This window comes from Prevotella sp. 10(H) (genome assembly GCF_000711235.1).
Lineage (GTDB): Bacteria > Bacteroidota > Bacteroidia > Bacteroidales > Dysgonomonadaceae > Dysgonomonas.
The window spans coordinates 703,292-718,633 of sequence record NZ_JOMI01000007.1 but is presented as its reverse complement, the minus strand read 5'-3'; the positions used below and the strand labels follow the sequence as shown (position 1 = coordinate 718,633).

Here is a 15,342-nt window from a genome sequence, read left to right as displayed (position 1 = left end):
ACATCCAAATATACTAGAAAAACGAACAGAGAGATTTATTTTAGGATAATTTATCAGAATAGGGATAATATTTTCATTTTTTCAAGAGAGGCTTTTACTATTTAAATCCTTTCAACTTAGAAAATTGCCTTATTCTTTTTGTATGGTAAGCAACTAGGATGCTCTTCGGATAAATAGTTTTTACTACCTCCACTATCCTTTTATCCAAATTTTCCCGGCGGGCCTGACGGTATATCCTCCTATTATTGTAGAAATCTTTGTGCGCTCTGATTACCTCTTTTGCATTTCTGTAATTACCTGTCAGAGTAAACTGAATAGCGGCGACGTAATCCAGAATCAAACGGATAATTATTACCCGTTTCAATCTCTGTTGCGGAAGGTTCTTATAGAGCATAATCAGGTTATTCCTGAAATTGAGGAAAGTCTTACGCGGACTTTCTTTTTTTAGTGTTGCTGCCCCTACATGGTAAACAGTGCTTTTCGGATAACACACAACTCTCCTACCACGACAATTCAACCGCCAACATAAATCGATTTCCTCCATATGGGCAAAAAATGAAGAATCAAAACCACCTGCACCGAAAAAGTCTTTGGAACGAATAAACAGGCAGGCACCCGTAGCCCAAAGTACATCTATCGGAGTATCATATTGTCCTTTATCATGTTCTACCTTCATAAATATCCGGCCACGACAAAAAGGATAACCGTACTTATCGATGAATCCTCCGGCAGCTCCGGCATATTCAAAATAAGATTTATTTCGCTGGGCTAATATTTTCGGCTGCGCAGCGGCAATATCTCTATTATTATCTAAATGTTCTATTACAGGAAAAAGCCAATTATCCGTAACTTCAACATCAGAATTAAGCAGTACGAAATATTCGGCATTAATATTTTCCAGTGCTTTATTATATCCTCCGGCAAAGCCATAGTTTTCAGGCAATTTAATAAGAGTAACCTGTGGATATTGGGCGTAAAGAAAAGATACGGAATCATCAGTCGAGCCATTATCAGCTACTACGATCTCCACATCTGAGTGTGTAGTATATCGTATCACATACGGCAGGAACTGTTCAAGTAATGTCTTACCGTTCCAATTGAGAATGACGACTGCTACTTTCTTCATTTATTCTGTTGCATTGCTTCTACCTGCTCGCGTGTCCGTTTCCAACGTTTGTGCGTCCAAAGCCAATAAGCCGGATTGCGGAGAATCGTTTTTTCCATAGCCCTGATATAAGTTTCAGTGATACTATTTTCCGGTTCATCTTTCGGCTTATCGGTAATCAGGCGAACTGTAGCTTTATAGTGTCCTCTTTTCCATTTCTCCATATCCAGATATATAACTGCAAAGCCTGTCTGTTTTGCAATGCGCTCTACCCCTGTAAATACAGGAGTTTCCTGATTAAGAAAAGGAGTCCAATAATGAATATTCCGCCACGCAGGAGTCTGGTCGGCCATAAAACCGATAAGAGTCTGCTTGCCTTCATTGCGCAATTTGACAATTGCACGCAGTGTATCCTGCTTGGAAATAGCAAGAGAACCGAAACGACTGCGTATTCGCAGGAATAAATCGTCCATTGCCTTATTCTTCAACGGCTTATATATTTCTCCCAAAATCTTATTTTCACCCTTAAAATTAAGGGTTATAGAAGGTATCCACTCCCAGTTGCAATAATGCCCGAGAAACATCAGCACGGAATTACCGTCTTTCATCAATTCTTTTATCTGTTCCACATTTTCAAACTGCATGCGCTTTTGCATCTCTTTATCAGAGATATGAAGCAGTTTGAGCGTTTCCACAAAGTAATCACAGAAATGATGATAGAATTCCCGTTCTATCTTTCTCCTTTCTTTTTCCGTTTTATCAGGGAAGCTGGCTTCAAGATTTTTCCGAACCACCTTCAGACGGTAACCGGCAATCTTATAAACAAAAAAGTAAAGAATATCAGAAAATACATAGAGTACACTGAATGGCAACAGCGCATGCATGTACATCCAAATAAACATTATATAATATAGCAATCTATTCATTATGCTTCTATGAGTGCTGTTTTTACTTTGTTAAACATACCGAGTCTAACTACCTTTATCTCATTCGCCTTATTTTCCTGATAGGGCGTTTCTATTTTAACGTAGTTTTCCGTAAATCCGTACATCATACTATCGTGCTGCGTATGTTCAAATAACACTTTGCGTTCAGTTCCCTGCTGTGACTGATAAAAAGCCTCCAGCTTCTTATCGGATAAATCCAATAAAGTTTTGCAACGCGCATGCTTTATTTTAGGGTCCACTTCATGTTCTATTTTCAATGCCTGCGTATTCGGACGTTCGGAATAAGTAAACACATGCAACTGTGAAAAATCAAGGCTTTCGAGGAATTGACGGGCTTCTTCAAAATATTCGTCTGTTTCACCTCTTGTGCCGACAATAACATCCACACCGATAAAGGCATCGGGCATAATGCGCTTAATCGTTTCCACCTTGTGACGAAACAATGCCGTATCGTAACGGCGACGCATCAGTTTGAGCACAGCATCGGAACCCGATTGTAGCGGAATATGAAAATGTGGAGCAAAGCGCTTCGACTTTGATACAAATTCTATTATCTCGTCCGTAAGCAGGTTAGGCTCAATGGAAGATATGCGGTAACGTTCTACGCCCTCAACATCATCAAGTGCTTTTATCAAATCGAAGAAATTCTCTCCGGTCGTTTTACCGAAATCGCCGATATTCACTCCCGTAAGTACAATCTCTTTACCACCTTTTGCTACGACTTCACGAGCTTGATTAACCATACTCTCTATTGTTCCGTTCCGGCTGCGTCCACGTGCAAACGGTATTGTACAGAACGAACAAAAATAATCGCAGCCATCCTGCACTTTCAGGAAGTAACGGGTACGATCGTCCTGCGAACAGGAAGGAACAAAAGATCTTATCTGATTTGTTTTTGTTGTATAAACCTGCCCCTTATCCTTTTTCTTTAGTTCGTCGAGATGCTCGATTATATCCAGCTTCTGCTCGGAACCCAATACAATGTCAACCCCGTCGATACCAGCAATGTCTTCCGGTTTGAGCTGTGCATAGCAGCCCGTCACTATTACATAGGCACCGGGATTATCCTTTATCATCTTGCGGACTGCCTGCCTACACTTCTTATCAGCAAGCTCAGTAACCGAACAGGTATTGACTACACAAATATCAGCTACCTCTCCCTGCCTGACCTTACGCACACCTACTTGCGACAACTGCCTACCTATAGCAGATGTTTCGGCAAAGTTGAGCTTACAACCTAAAGTGAGATAAGCCGCTTTTTTATTCTCGAATATTGAATTATCTATCATTGTATAAAAGAAAGACCAATTTAATTATAATGAACCAGATACCGTCAGTATATGAAGACCATATATATAAACGAATCTAAAAGAGTACAAAATTACAACAATTGTATCAATTTTAAAGATAAAATACTTGTAGAATATGAACCGACTACTTACTTTTGCACAAATCCATCCAAATTGAGCAATATTTATGATTAAACAAAACCTAATCGAATTATACTCCAATAGCTTTAAAAACAACTGGGATCTGAAAGGACTCTCCGATTATTCGGAACAAAAGACCTTATATTATAAAGACCTTGCTTACGAAATAGCCCGTGTACATATCATATTTGAAGAAGCCAAAATAAAGAAAGGTGATAAAATTGCACTTATCGGTAAAAATAATATCCCATGGTGCGTAACATATTTGTCGGCAATCACATATGGAGCAGTCATCGTTCCCATACTACAGGATTTCCATGCCGACAGTGTACAGCATATAATCAATCATTCGGAGGCAGTATTACTATTCTCCAGCAGTCAGATATGGGACTCGTTGGATGAAGATCACCTTCCTCGCGTAAGGGGTGCATTTTCTGTAAACGACAATAGATACAAATGCCTGTATGAGCAAAAGGGAGAGAAACTGTCTCTCATTACTGAGTCTTTGGACGAAAAAATGACAAAAAAATATCCTAACGGATATACCCGCGACGATATCAAATATGCCAAAGTTGACAACTCAGAGTTAGTACTGATAAATTATACATCAGGTACGACCGGATTCAGCAAAGGCGTGATGCTATCAGCCAATAATCTTGCCGGAAATCTTACGCATGCACATTATCTGAAGTTATTATTCAGGGGCCAGAATATCGTATCTTTCCTACCGCTGGCACATGCATATGGTTGTGCTTTCGAGTTCCTGTATTCACTTACCGAAGGCTCACACACGACACTTTTAGGGAAAGCTCCTTCGCCCAAAATACTATCAGAAGCTTTTGCTGAAATAAAACCGCACCTTATTATATCAGTACCTTTGGTAATAGAAAAGATATATAAGAAATCCATTCTACCGAAAATAGAAAAACCGGCCATAAAAATGGCGCTTAAAGTGCCTATTGTAAGGGATCAGATATATGCAAAAATACGGAAAGGAATGATGGACGGACTCGGCGGCAATTTCCATGAAGTAATTATTGGAGGAGCAGCCCTGAACAAAGAAGTGGAAGCATTCCTTTACAAAATAAAGTTCCCGTTTACAGTAGGCTATGGAATGACAGAATGTGCACCTCTTGTTTCCTATGACCACAACTATGATTTTATCCCGACCTCATGTGGCAAAATACTGGATAACATTATGGAAGTGAGGATTGATTCGGATGACCCATACAATACAGTTGGAGAAATACAGGTACGTGGCGAAAATGTTATGATGGGATACTATAAGAATGAAGAAGCTACGAAAAATGCATTCACTGCTGACGGTTGGCTCAGGACAGGTGATTTAGGCACAATCGATGAAAACAACAGGATATTTATACGTGGCCGCAGCAAAACCATGCTTTTAGGTCCGAACGGACAGAATATTTTCCCCGAGGAAATAGAAGCCAAAATGAATAATATGCCTTTTGTACTCGAAAGTCTTGCTGTAGAAAGAAACGGTAAACTGGTCGCACTTGTACACCCTGACTATGAAACGATGGATGCTGCACATGTAGAACAGGAAATGCTTCCCGCAATAATGGAGGAAAATAGGCGGAATCTAAATAAACAGCTGGCAAACTACGAAAACATATCGGCAATACAAATATATCCGAGCGAGTTTGAGAAAACTCCTAAAAAAAGCATAAAAAGGTATTTATATGAAAATTAAAATATTAAGCTAACGAAAACAGATTAAAAATAGAATTATAAAGCAAAGCAAATAAAAATACTAAAAAAAACATAATTATGCTATACAACATATTCGGAAATATGTATATCTTTGCATTGTGTTATTAAATAACGCATATACATTTACCGTTTAAGTTTTTAATAGAAAAGAAGAAAATGAAAAAATTAGTATTATTTGCTGTTGCTGTTATAGCAATTTCTTTCGCATCATGTGGTAACAAAGCTGCCGAAGAAGCTAAGGCTAAAGCTACAGCTGATTCTATCGCTGCCGTACAAGCTGCTCAGGAAGCAGAAGCTAAAGCAAAAGCTATGGAGGATTCTATTGCTGCTGCAACAAAGGCTATGGAAGATTCTATTGCTGCTACGACTAAGAAGTAATAATCCGAATCGACAGCAAAAGGTTACAAACCTGTATGAGCCATCTCATATAGGTTTTTTTATTAATATATACTCACCCTTTATGGACTAGGAGGATAGGTTTTCTGTTATATAGTTCAGCAAAAAACACTATCTTTGTATGTCGTAACAAGTAGAGGACACAAACAGACATAAATCATACTGAATGGAACCAGAGAAAGAGCATTGGGACATAATAATAAAACCTCGGGGTAGTAACTTCTCATTGAATTTTAAAGAAGTCTGGCAATATAAAGATTTGCTTCAAATGTATGTCCGCCGCGACATTGTTACCATATACAAGCAGACTGTACTCGGCCCTCTATGGTTTGTTATCCAACCGCTATTTACGACTGTGATGTATATGTTTGTATTCGGCAGTATAGCTAAAATCCCTACTGACGGACTACCTCAGTCATTGTTTTATCTGTCAGGAATATTATGCTGGTCTTACTTTGCCGATTGTCTGGGCAAAACATCCGGAACATTTATCAGTAATGCAGGCGTATTCAGTAAGGTTTATTTTCCCAGATTAGTGGTACCCATTTCAGCTATTATCTCTAATCTGATAAGATTTGGAATTCAACTAGCTGTATTTCTTAGTTTTTATTTTTATTACTTTTTCTCCGGAGCACCTATTGCGCCTAATCTTTATTTACTGTTATTTCCTTTATTGTTATTGATGCTGGCCGGACTGGCACTTGGCTTCGGCATTATTATTTCATCGGTAACCACCAAATATAGGGATATGGCTATATTTTTCGGATTTGTCACTTCTCTGTGGATGTATGCTACACCTGTTATATATCCATTATCAGTGATGAAAGAAAACTACGAAAAGTATATGTGGATAATACAGCTGAACCCCCTGACATCAATAGTAGAAGCGATGCGGTATGGCTTTATGGGTGAAGGCACATTCGATTGGTTCTGGCTTGCATACAGTTTCATATTTACAATAGCCGTAGTTATTATCGGCTCGTGGGTATTCAACAAAGTAGAAAGAAGCTTTGTTGATGTAGTATAACTTTGAATAAATAATTATATGTCCGATATAGCTATAAAATTTGACAATATATCTAAACAATACCGTCTGGGAGTAGTAGGTACAGGAACTATTACACATGACCTCAACAGATGGTGGTATACTGTTAGGGGAAAAGAAGACCCTTATCTGAAAATAGGGGAAGTAAACGACCGTTCTTCTAAGGCTAAAAGTAATTATGTATGGGCGCTACGGAATATAACCCTTGATGTAAAACAAGGTGAAGTACTTGGCATCATTGGTAAAAACGGCGCAGGCAAATCTACCTTACTTAAATTATTATCCCGCGTTACATCACCATCAACTGGTACTATAAAAGCAAAAGGACGTATAGCCTCCCTGCTGGAAGTAGGGACAGGTTTCCATCCGGAGATGACCGGAAAAGAGAACATCTTCATGAATGGCGCTATCATGGGGATGACTAAGTCCGAAATAAAGCGAAAGCTTGACGAAATAGTTAATTTTGCAGGAGTCGAAAAATATATCGACACTCCTGTCAAACGTTATTCGTCGGGGATGACTGTGCGCCTAGGTTTTGCCATTGCAGCACATTTAGAACCCGAGATACTCGTAGTGGATGAGGTATTGGCTGTAGGCGATGCCGAATTTCAGAAAAAAGCCATCGGTAAAATGAAAGAAGTCTCAAGCGGCGACGGAAGAACTGTGCTCTTTGTAAGCCATAATATGGCCTCTATCCGCAGGCTATGCACATCGGGCGTTTTCTTTGAGAATGGTACTGTTAAAGAAATCGGGGATATTGAAAAAATTACCGACTTATATATAAGGAGCAATGGCGGAGATAGCAGAAAAACATTTAGGCAGAAAGCTAATCCTCTTAAAGAAATTTCTATCACAGAAGTTTCAGTTTCGGCAGAAAACAAAAACGAAGACGATATTTACGACATCAACGATACTTTACGTATCAAGATAAAATATACAGTACACCGCGATATCAGGGGAACCAACCTGTCTTTTTCTTTGAATAAAGACGCAGCATTATTATTCAGGTCGTGGGATATAGATTCTGATAAAGACCTGTACGAAATGAGAAAAGCCGGAGATTACGAAACAGAGTTAGTTCTCCCTGATCTCCTCAATATTGGCACATATAGTATTACTATAGCCTGTGGCATTGTTGGTGTAGGCCCCATCCAGATATTAGAAGATATTATTGTATTTGATATAGATAATATTATTCAGGATGGTCTGACATTTGGTTATAGCAGAGGGGGAATGATAAGAACTTCAACCTCTTGGAATACAGAAAAGATAAAATAAATACATTTCCTTCTTAAACAAGAAAGGCATTATATGAATACAAGACTAAAGAAGTTATTGAAATATCCGTTAAAAATGGCTATTCAGAATCGGGTAGAAGAACTATCTCTTCCTCATATATTGCCTCATAAAGCAGTAAATACTGCAAAAAAAATCGTTCATTTTACAGCATTTACCTATGGAAATGCCGGAGATGCCATTCTACCTACAAATGTAAAAGACAGTGTCGAATTCGGCCTGCCATATGAATATGAATGGAAAGCTATACATGCTCATAAATTTGTAGATGAAAAAATCGTAAAACTCTGCAACAACAGTAATGGTATAATTATTGGGGGTGGAGGCCTCTTTCTAAAAGATACAAATCCCAACAATAATAGCGGATGGCAGTGGAACTGCTCTGTCGACCAATTAAAAAAGATTACGGTTCCCATTACTTTATTTTCAGTAGGATACAACAGATTCCGGGACCAAGCCGATTTCGAACCTATTTTTAAACAACACCTGAATTTACTCGCTGAAAAGAGTCTGTTCTTAGGGTTAAGAAATACAGGATCTATTAATAAAGTAACTGAATATTTAATACCCTCAAATCGTAACAAATTGAGATACCAGCCGTGTCCCACAACAATTATATCGCAGTTGTATCCGGGATTAATAGAAACTTTTCCAAAAGAAGAGGATAAATTCGTTGCCCTTAATTGCGCTTTTGACAGGAGCCGGCTACGCTATGGAGAGCATATTGGGGATAAACTGACATCGATAGCCCGAGTTATAAAAAAACTTAGTCTTGAGTATAAAATAAAATATTATGAACATGTAGGTACTGATAATTATTTTATTCCATTTCTCGATTCCTTTGGTATTAAATACGATCTTATTAAAATCGAATCTCCTTTAAATATAATACAAGAGTACTCTAAGCCCTCATTAGTAATAGGAATGAGAGGCCATTCCCAAATGATACCTTTTGGCTGTAAAACACCTATTTTATCTGTTATCTCCCACGAAAAAATGAAATGGTTTCTGGAAGATATAAATCATCCCGAGTGGGGATGTGAAATAACGAATCCGCACTTTGAATCCGATTTGTATGAAAAATCTATATATATGCTCAATAACAGAAATTCGGTTATAGAAGATATTAAAAGTATTCAAAAAGATCTTTTTAACATTACAATTAATAATGTCTTAGAAATCAGAAAAAACTATAATCTATGAAACCTACAATTATAGCAGAAATAGGTGGCAACCATAAAGGAGATATGGCTATCGCTAGAGAAATGATAATCACGGCTGCTACATTTTGTAAAGCCGACATCGTCAAATTTCAGAAAAGAAATGTAAAGGAGTTACTTACCGAGGAAGAGTATAATGCCCCACACCCAAACCCCTCCAATTCATATGGGCAGACATATGGCGCTCACCGTGAATTTCTGGAACTCGATCTCGTACAACATAAACAATTAAAGAAATGGTGTGAAGAATATGGTGTTATATATTCTACTTCAGTATGGGATCTTACTTCAGCAAAAGAAATAATCAGTATCAATCCTGAATTAATAAAGGTACCTTCTGCATGTAACCTGAACAAAGAACTGTTAGGCTATTTGTGCGACCATTTTAGCGGAGAGATACATTTGTCTTTTGGGATGACAACATTGGAAGAAGAAGAACTTATTGTACAATTCTTTGAAAAAAAGAACAGAGCAAAAGATCTTATCATATACAGCTGCACATCTGGATATCCCGTTCCTTTCGAGGACATATCGCTATTGGAAATAACACGATTGAAGCACCTGTTTGGCAACAGAGTCAAATCGGTAGGATTTTCAGGTCATCATTTAGGCATAGCAGTCGATTCTGCAGCTGTGGCACTAGGAGCAGAATGGATTGAAAGGCATTTCACTCTCGATCGCACATGGAAAGGCACCGACCATGCCGCCTCGTTAGAACCGGATGGATTACGCAAGCTCGTCAGGGATTGTAATGCCGTATACAAAGCTTTAACCTACAAAGAACAGCAAATTCTGGATATAGAGAAAGTACAGCGCGATAAGCTAAAGAAAAACCAAATAAAATGGTAATAAACAACCCAGAACATTATAGAAAGATGACTACTGTTGCATTTATACCAGTAAGAGGTGGTAGTAAATCCATTCCGCATAAAAACATAAAGCTTTTTTGTGGCAAGCCCCTTGTTTACTGGACGTTGAAATCATTAACAGATTCGCAAAAGATCGATAAAATCATTGTTGCCACTGATTCTGACGAAATAGAGGATACTATCAACAATTTCAATCTGGCAAAAGTAAATGTTTACAGACGCTTAACCAAGAATGCTACCGACACAGCCAGCACAGAAAGCGTAATGCTGGAATACCTGAAAAAGGGTGAACTTTCGGATGAGGATTACTTAATACTAGTTCAGGCAACGTCGCCTTTTACTCAAAAGGCCGATATCGAAGGAGGTATAGACATGATAGAGAAATCCGGCTATGACTCTGTTGTAAGCTGCGTCAGATTCAAACGCTTCTTATGGAACGAGAATGGCATTTCTAAAAACTATGACTATAATAATAGGCCCCGAAGGCAGGACTTTGAAGGCGAACTGATGGAAAATGGAGCTTTTTATATAAGTAAGGCAGGCAACATTATAAAATATAAAAACAGATTGTCGGGGAAAATTGGCATATACGAAATGTCGGAATTTACTGGTGTCGAAATAGATGAACCCAACGACTGGGACATTGCTGAAAACCTGATGCGAAAGCACATTCTAAATAAAGATATAAAGCCTCGCAGACATATAAAACTCTTCCTTACCGATGTAGACGGCGTTCTTACCGATGCAGGAATGTATTATTCGGAAAATGGAGATGAAATCAAGAAATTCAATACCAGAGATGGTATGGCCTTTGAATTATTGAGAAAAGCCGGGATTAAAACCGGGATTATAACTTCAGAAATCACTAAGATAGTTGAAGCTCGTGCAAGAAAAATGAAAGTTGATTATTTATACCAAGGCAAAAAAGAAGGAGGTAAATTACAGGCCGCTTTAGATATTTGTGAAAAAGAAAATATAACTTTACAGGAAGTTGCTTATATCGGCGACGATATTAATTGTTACGAATTACTATCGAACGTCGGATTGGCGGCTTGTCCTTCCGATGCCATAGAGAAAATTAAAAATATACCCGGTATGAAAATTCTGACTAAAAAAGGTGGGCAAGGCGCTGCAAGAGAATTTATTGATTACATATTAGACTTATAAAATGATCGATAAAATAAAATTTTGGTTAATACCCCAAGGCTGGCTCGATTTGTATAGAAAAATAAGATATGGAAATACGTTCTCTAGCCGGAATGAAACAGAATCAAAATATATAAAAGTTACAGACAAACAAAAACTTTCTTTATTAAAGAATAAACATAAAGGAGAAAGATGCTTTATTTTAGCTTCTGGACCTTCTATTAGCCGCCAAGATTTGACCAAGCTCCGAAACGAACATTGTATTGCAGTCAGCCAATTTTTCCTGCACCCGCAGATAGATATCATACAACCCGGATATCATTGTTTCGCACCTCAGCATGCACCATTCGATGACGAAACAAATAAAATAATATTCGATAATTACAAAAAACATTATACATTTCCCGTAAAAACTTTTATCGGCACTACCGATTTTCAGTATTCGTATTACAATTTTCTTAAAAGAAATCCGGATTATAAGGTTGATTCCTATTTCATAGACTATACAGGAAATACAGATATCGATGAAAATAACTATAATAATCCCGGCATATGGGATATAACCAAAAACCCTTTCTCGATAAGGACTGTTATATATGAAGCTATACAGGTTGCGGATTATATGGGATTCCGTGAAATATATTTACTTGGGGTAGACCACGATTACCTTAAAGATATTGACCGCACTACCAATCATCATTTTTATGATGAGGCTAGGAGTTTCAGTGATAATGACCATCTCAAAGCTATCACACTCGAAGACTGGTTTTTGATATATCATTCAAGGTGGAAGCATTACAGGTTGATGAAAAAATATCTGAATTCGAAAAATGTACAGATATTTAATGCCACTCCTGATAGTATGGTTGATGTATTTCCGAGAGTTTCTCTCGAGTCCGTAATTAATAGCTAACAATACAATGGGTATCAGAAGTTTTACATTTAAAATATTAAGAAAGATTATAAAGCCGGTAATAGAGGGGATATATAGCAACAACCCTCGCGTAACTGACCTGCTCAATAGTACGGATGATGATAATTTATTCTTCAATAGGAATAATCTATCAGAATCTGTTTTGAGTAGAAATGTAAAACTAACGCCTCCATATAAAATACAAGCTTCGACTATTGGGGAATACACTTATATATCGCAGAATTCGTTAATAATTAATACGACCATCGGCAAATTCTGTTCGATAGGACCCAATCTTGTTTGCGGATGGGGAATACACCCTACAAACGGCATATCTACGGCCCCCATGTTCTATTCTACACTAAAGCAAAATGGAATAACATTAAGCGATCAAGATAAGATAGAAGAATTAAAAAGTATAATAATAGGCAATGATGTTTTCATCGGCATGAATGTTTCGATATTAGATGGCGTCAATATAGGCGACGGAGCAATTGTCGGGGCTGGATGTGTGGTATCGAAAAATATTCCGCCATATGCAATCGCCGTAGGAAATCCGATGAAAATCCTCCATTATAGATTTGGAGAGGAAACAATCCGCAAAATGCTACATATCAAATGGTGGGATTGGAATTTTGAGGAGTTGAAAAATGTTGAAGAATTGTTTTTCGATATCGAAGATTTTGTAGGGAAATATTATAAAACACAATCAGAAGAGTGAAGCTATCCATCATAACAATAAATTACAACAATGCTACCGGGTTGAAAAAGACTATAGCAAGTATTGTAAATCAAAGTTTGAACGACTTTGAGTATATTATTATAGATGGAAATTCTACTGATGAAAGTCGGGCAATCATAAAAGAAAATCAGGGATTTATTACTGATTGGATAAGCGAACCCGACAATGGTGTTTACAATGCCATGAACAAAGGGTTTAGAAAAGCAAAGGGCGAATATATCCTGTTTCTTAACAGTGGTGATACTCTCCGACCAAATGCAAATCTTCATAGTATTGTAGAACAGCTGTCAGGTGAAGATATAATTTACTTCGATTTGGAGATATGCGATACAATAAATAACAATTCTTTCGTAAAAACCTACCCCGATTATATCGACTTCAAATATATGGTAGAAGACGGGCTTCCGCATATGGGCAGTTTTATTAAAAGAGAATTGCTATTAAAATATGGGGTATATAACGAGAACATGAAAATTGCCTCCGATTGGGCTTTCTTTATAGATGCCATATGCCTGCATAATTGCAAATATAAACACGTCGACGGTTGTTTTTCAACTTTCTATTTAGACGGAATGAGTTCCAATTCAAGCAATAGGAATATACTTATAGAGGAACGGGAAATACATATAGCACAATCATTTCCGTTATATAATTCCATATATAAAGATTGGTTGAATAAAAAGCAAGAATTATATAATCTAAAAACTTCTTCGAGTGTCAGATTCTTAAAAAAGATTGGATTGTTAAAATGGCTAAAACTCTGAATACATCAAATATAAAGCCTGTTATATCTATAATAGTTCCTTGCTATAATCAGGCCGAATATCTTCTGGAAACTCTGCAATCCGTTTTGGAGCAGGATTTTCAGGACTGGGAATGTATTATTGTAAATGACGGTTCACCTGATAATACGGAAGATGTTGCCAAAGAATGGCTAAGCAAAGACTCACGTTTTAAATATTTCAAAAAAGAAAACGGCGGGTTGTCCGATGCCCGTAACTTTGGTATCCAACAGGCCGTGGGTGAATATATACTCCCTCTTGATTCGGATGATAAAATAAGCGCTGAATATATTAAAGAAGCATTAGAGACTTTCAGCAACAATCCTGATGTAAAGGTTGTGTATAGTAACCTTATTCTCTTCGGAGCAAAGAACGAAAAGCTTATTCCTCCTCCGTTCGAATACAAGAAGCTTTTTACCCAGAATCTTATCTTCTGTTCGGCAATATACCGCCGAAGCGATTTTTTTAAAACCGAAGGCTATAATACGAATATGAAAGGAGGACTAGAAGACTGGGACTTCTGGTTTAGCTTTATCAAGGAAAACGACAAAGTTATCAAACTCGATAAATTCCATTTTTACTACCGGATTAAAGAGAATTCCATGCTCTCATCTTTGAATGAAGAGAAAAACGAGGAATTACTTCTCCAAATCTTTAAGAATCATGTACCTTTGTTCTTGGAATACACCAATCCGATGAGAGATCATATTGAGGCGACATATTACAAATGGGAAGCAAATCTCTATAAGAACTCCATCGAATATAAAATCGGGGATATAATTTGCTTTCCGGTAAAATTTTTAAAGAAAGTATTCCGAAAGAAATCTTCCTGAGATGAATCCGGTCGATACAAACTGTTATGAAAATAAACGTTATACTCATTACATATAATCACGCTGCATATATTCGTCAGACACTCGAAAGCATTCTGATGCAGAAGACTGTAAATGATGTAGAGATTATTGTGGCCGACGATTGCTCGACCGATAATACTATGAGTATAATAAAAGAATATGAAGATAATAGTCCATTTACGTTTACATACCTCCCAAAGGCCCATAATACCGGCTATATAAAAAACTATCAACAGGCATTTGCAGCTTGTACCGGAGAATACGTTGCCATTATGGAAGGCGACGACTATTGGTTAGAGCCGAATCACCTGCAAAATCATATCGACCATCTCGAAAGTCATTCTGAATGTTCAATGAGTTACAACAGACATATACGGTTGTTTGCAGACCAGAACAGACAAGAAATATTCGACTGGACTGCCGATAAAGACTATGAGTTGGTAACTACTGAACAACTGGCTACAGGCAACCGCATCGGCAACTTATCTTGCTGCGTTTTCAGAGGAAAATATATAAATACACTCGATGCCAAGCTGTTCGATATGGAAATAGCCGACTGGATGCTAGGCATGTATATGGGACAATTCGGACCGCTGATGTACCTGAAAGAAGTAACTACCGCATACCGTATTCACGACAGCGGACAATGGTCGGGAATGAGTGAAGGAGAACAGAGTATCAGGGTGATAGAACTGATAAATGAATACGACAAATATTTCGATTATAAATATACAGAGGCATTTACAAAACATAAACAAAGGCTCGAAATACTGCTTTACGGCGACAAATCAATAAAAGGCCGGATAAAAAGTATTACACCGGAGTTTATAAGAAGAATATACAGGAAAATTTAGACACGAAGA

15 protein-coding genes are annotated in these 15,342 nt (G+C 37.6%); 12 read left to right on the top strand and 3 right to left on the bottom strand.

The genetic code is table 11. The annotated features are described in order from the left end of the window. Positions 1-97: 97 nt before the first annotated feature. The 3 genes from K348_RS0114570 to mtaB are packed head-to-tail and all read right to left on the bottom strand — an operon-like array spanning position 98 to position 3,341. On the bottom strand, positions 98-1,126 hold the full coding sequence (locus tag K348_RS0114570) for a glycosyltransferase family 2 protein (RefSeq protein WP_029905991.1): 1,029 nt from the start codon (positions 1,124-1,126) through the stop codon (positions 98-100). Beyond that, positions 1,123-2,031, bottom strand: a complete 909-nt coding sequence (locus tag K348_RS0114565; RefSeq protein ID WP_029905989.1) for a lysophospholipid acyltransferase family protein — start codon at positions 2,029-2,031, stop codon at positions 1,123-1,125. Before K348_RS0114565 ends, K348_RS0114570 begins: the two co-directional genes overlap by 4 nt. Then, entirely contained in the window at positions 2,031-3,341 is a 1,311-nt protein-coding gene (mtaB, locus tag K348_RS0114560) for a tRNA (N(6)-L-threonylcarbamoyladenosine(37)-C(2))-methylthiotransferase MtaB (protein WP_029905987.1), read from the bottom strand. The genes K348_RS0114565 and mtaB overlap by 1 nt, the downstream gene beginning before the upstream one ends. Positions 3,342-3,528: 187 nt before the next feature. On the opposite strand from mtaB, the gene K348_RS0114550 reads away from it, so the two are divergent. From K348_RS0114550 to K348_RS0114495, 12 genes are all read left to right on the top strand, one after another. Continuing rightward, a complete protein-coding gene (locus K348_RS0114550) occupies positions 3,529-5,196 on the top strand; it encodes an AMP-binding protein (RefSeq protein ID WP_029905986.1) in 1,668 nt (555 codons plus the stop codon). Positions 5,197-5,372: 176 nt separating this feature from the next. Continuing rightward, on the top strand, positions 5,373-5,594 hold the full coding sequence (locus tag K348_RS0114545; RefSeq protein WP_029905984.1) for a hypothetical protein: 222 nt from the start codon (positions 5,373-5,375) through the stop codon (positions 5,592-5,594). A 184-nt stretch (positions 5,595-5,778) separates the two neighbouring features. Continuing rightward, entirely contained in the window at positions 5,779-6,639 is an 861-nt protein-coding gene (locus K348_RS0114540) for an ABC transporter permease (protein WP_029905982.1), read from the top strand. A gap of 18 nt (positions 6,640-6,657) precedes the next feature. Next, positions 6,658-7,935: an ABC transporter ATP-binding protein gene (locus K348_RS0114535; RefSeq protein ID WP_029905980.1), complete on the top strand. Its 1,278-nt coding sequence runs from the start codon at positions 6,658-6,660 to the stop codon at positions 7,933-7,935. Between the two features lie 33 nt (positions 7,936-7,968). Further along, positions 7,969-9,156: a polysaccharide pyruvyl transferase family protein gene (locus tag K348_RS0114530; protein WP_051697903.1), complete on the top strand. Its 1,188-nt coding sequence runs from the start codon at positions 7,969-7,971 to the stop codon at positions 9,154-9,156. Beyond that, complete coding sequence (locus tag K348_RS0114525) at positions 9,153-10,022, top strand: N-acetylneuraminate synthase family protein (RefSeq protein ID WP_029905977.1); 870 nt, start codon at positions 9,153-9,155, stop codon at positions 10,020-10,022. The genes K348_RS0114530 and K348_RS0114525 overlap by 4 nt, the downstream gene beginning before the upstream one ends. Next, entirely contained in the window at positions 10,016-11,209 is a 1,194-nt protein-coding gene (locus K348_RS0114520; protein WP_231496794.1) for an acylneuraminate cytidylyltransferase, read from the top strand. Before K348_RS0114525 ends, K348_RS0114520 begins: the two co-directional genes overlap by 7 nt. 214 nt (positions 11,210-11,423) lie before the next feature. Next, a complete protein-coding gene (locus K348_RS0114515) occupies positions 11,424-12,101 on the top strand; it encodes a hypothetical protein (RefSeq protein ID WP_156032899.1) in 678 nt (225 codons plus the stop codon). A 7-nt stretch (positions 12,102-12,108) separates the two neighbouring features. Beyond that, positions 12,109-12,822, top strand: coding sequence for a CatB-related O-acetyltransferase (locus K348_RS0114510; protein WP_081852582.1), 714 nt, complete (start codon positions 12,109-12,111; stop codon positions 12,820-12,822). Next, complete coding sequence (locus tag K348_RS0114505) at positions 12,819-13,607, top strand: glycosyltransferase family 2 protein (protein WP_029905970.1); 789 nt, start codon at positions 12,819-12,821, stop codon at positions 13,605-13,607. The genes K348_RS0114510 and K348_RS0114505 overlap by 4 nt, the downstream gene beginning before the upstream one ends. Then, the gene (locus K348_RS0114500; protein ID WP_051697901.1) at positions 13,592-14,458 is read left to right on the top strand and encodes a glycosyltransferase family A protein; all 867 of its coding nucleotides are present in this window, start codon (positions 13,592-13,594) and stop codon (positions 14,456-14,458) included. The genes K348_RS0114505 and K348_RS0114500 overlap by 16 nt, the downstream gene beginning before the upstream one ends. A gap of 26 nt (positions 14,459-14,484) precedes the next feature. Beyond that, the gene (locus K348_RS0114495) at positions 14,485-15,333 is read left to right on the top strand and encodes a glycosyltransferase (protein WP_029905966.1); all 849 of its coding nucleotides are present in this window, start codon (positions 14,485-14,487) and stop codon (positions 15,331-15,333) included. Positions 15,334-15,342 lie beyond the last annotated feature (9 nt).

Coding starts and splice junctions, on each gene's coding strand:
- K348_RS0114550 (WP_029905986.1), top strand. CDS start 3,529: ATGATTAAACAAAACCTAATCGAATTATACTCCAATAGCTTTAAAAAC.
- K348_RS0114570 (WP_029905991.1), bottom strand. CDS start 1,126: ATGAAGAAAGTAGCAGTCGTCATTCTCAATTGGAACGGTAAGACATTA.
- K348_RS0114520 (WP_231496794.1), top strand. CDS start 10,016: ATGGTAATAAACAACCCAGAACATTATAGAAAGATGACTACTGTTGCA.
- K348_RS0114510 (WP_081852582.1), top strand. CDS start 12,109: ATGGGTATCAGAAGTTTTACATTTAAAATATTAAGAAAGATTATAAAG.
- K348_RS0114525 (WP_029905977.1), top strand. CDS start 9,153: ATGAAACCTACAATTATAGCAGAAATAGGTGGCAACCATAAAGGAGAT.
- K348_RS0114535 (WP_029905980.1), top strand. CDS start 6,658: ATGTCCGATATAGCTATAAAATTTGACAATATATCTAAACAATACCGT.
- mtaB (WP_029905987.1), bottom strand. CDS start 3,341: ATGATAGATAATTCAATATTCGAGAATAAAAAAGCGGCTTATCTCACT.
- K348_RS0114545 (WP_029905984.1), top strand. CDS start 5,373: ATGAAAAAATTAGTATTATTTGCTGTTGCTGTTATAGCAATTTCTTTC.
- K348_RS0114500 (WP_051697901.1), top strand. CDS start 13,592: ATGGCTAAAACTCTGAATACATCAAATATAAAGCCTGTTATATCTATA.
- K348_RS0114530 (WP_051697903.1), top strand. CDS start 7,969: ATGAATACAAGACTAAAGAAGTTATTGAAATATCCGTTAAAAATGGCT.
- K348_RS0114565 (WP_029905989.1), bottom strand. CDS start 2,031: ATGAATAGATTGCTATATTATATAATGTTTATTTGGATGTACATGCAT.
- K348_RS0114540 (WP_029905982.1), top strand. CDS start 5,779: ATGGAACCAGAGAAAGAGCATTGGGACATAATAATAAAACCTCGGGGT.
- K348_RS0114495 (WP_029905966.1), top strand. CDS start 14,485: ATGAAAATAAACGTTATACTCATTACATATAATCACGCTGCATATATT.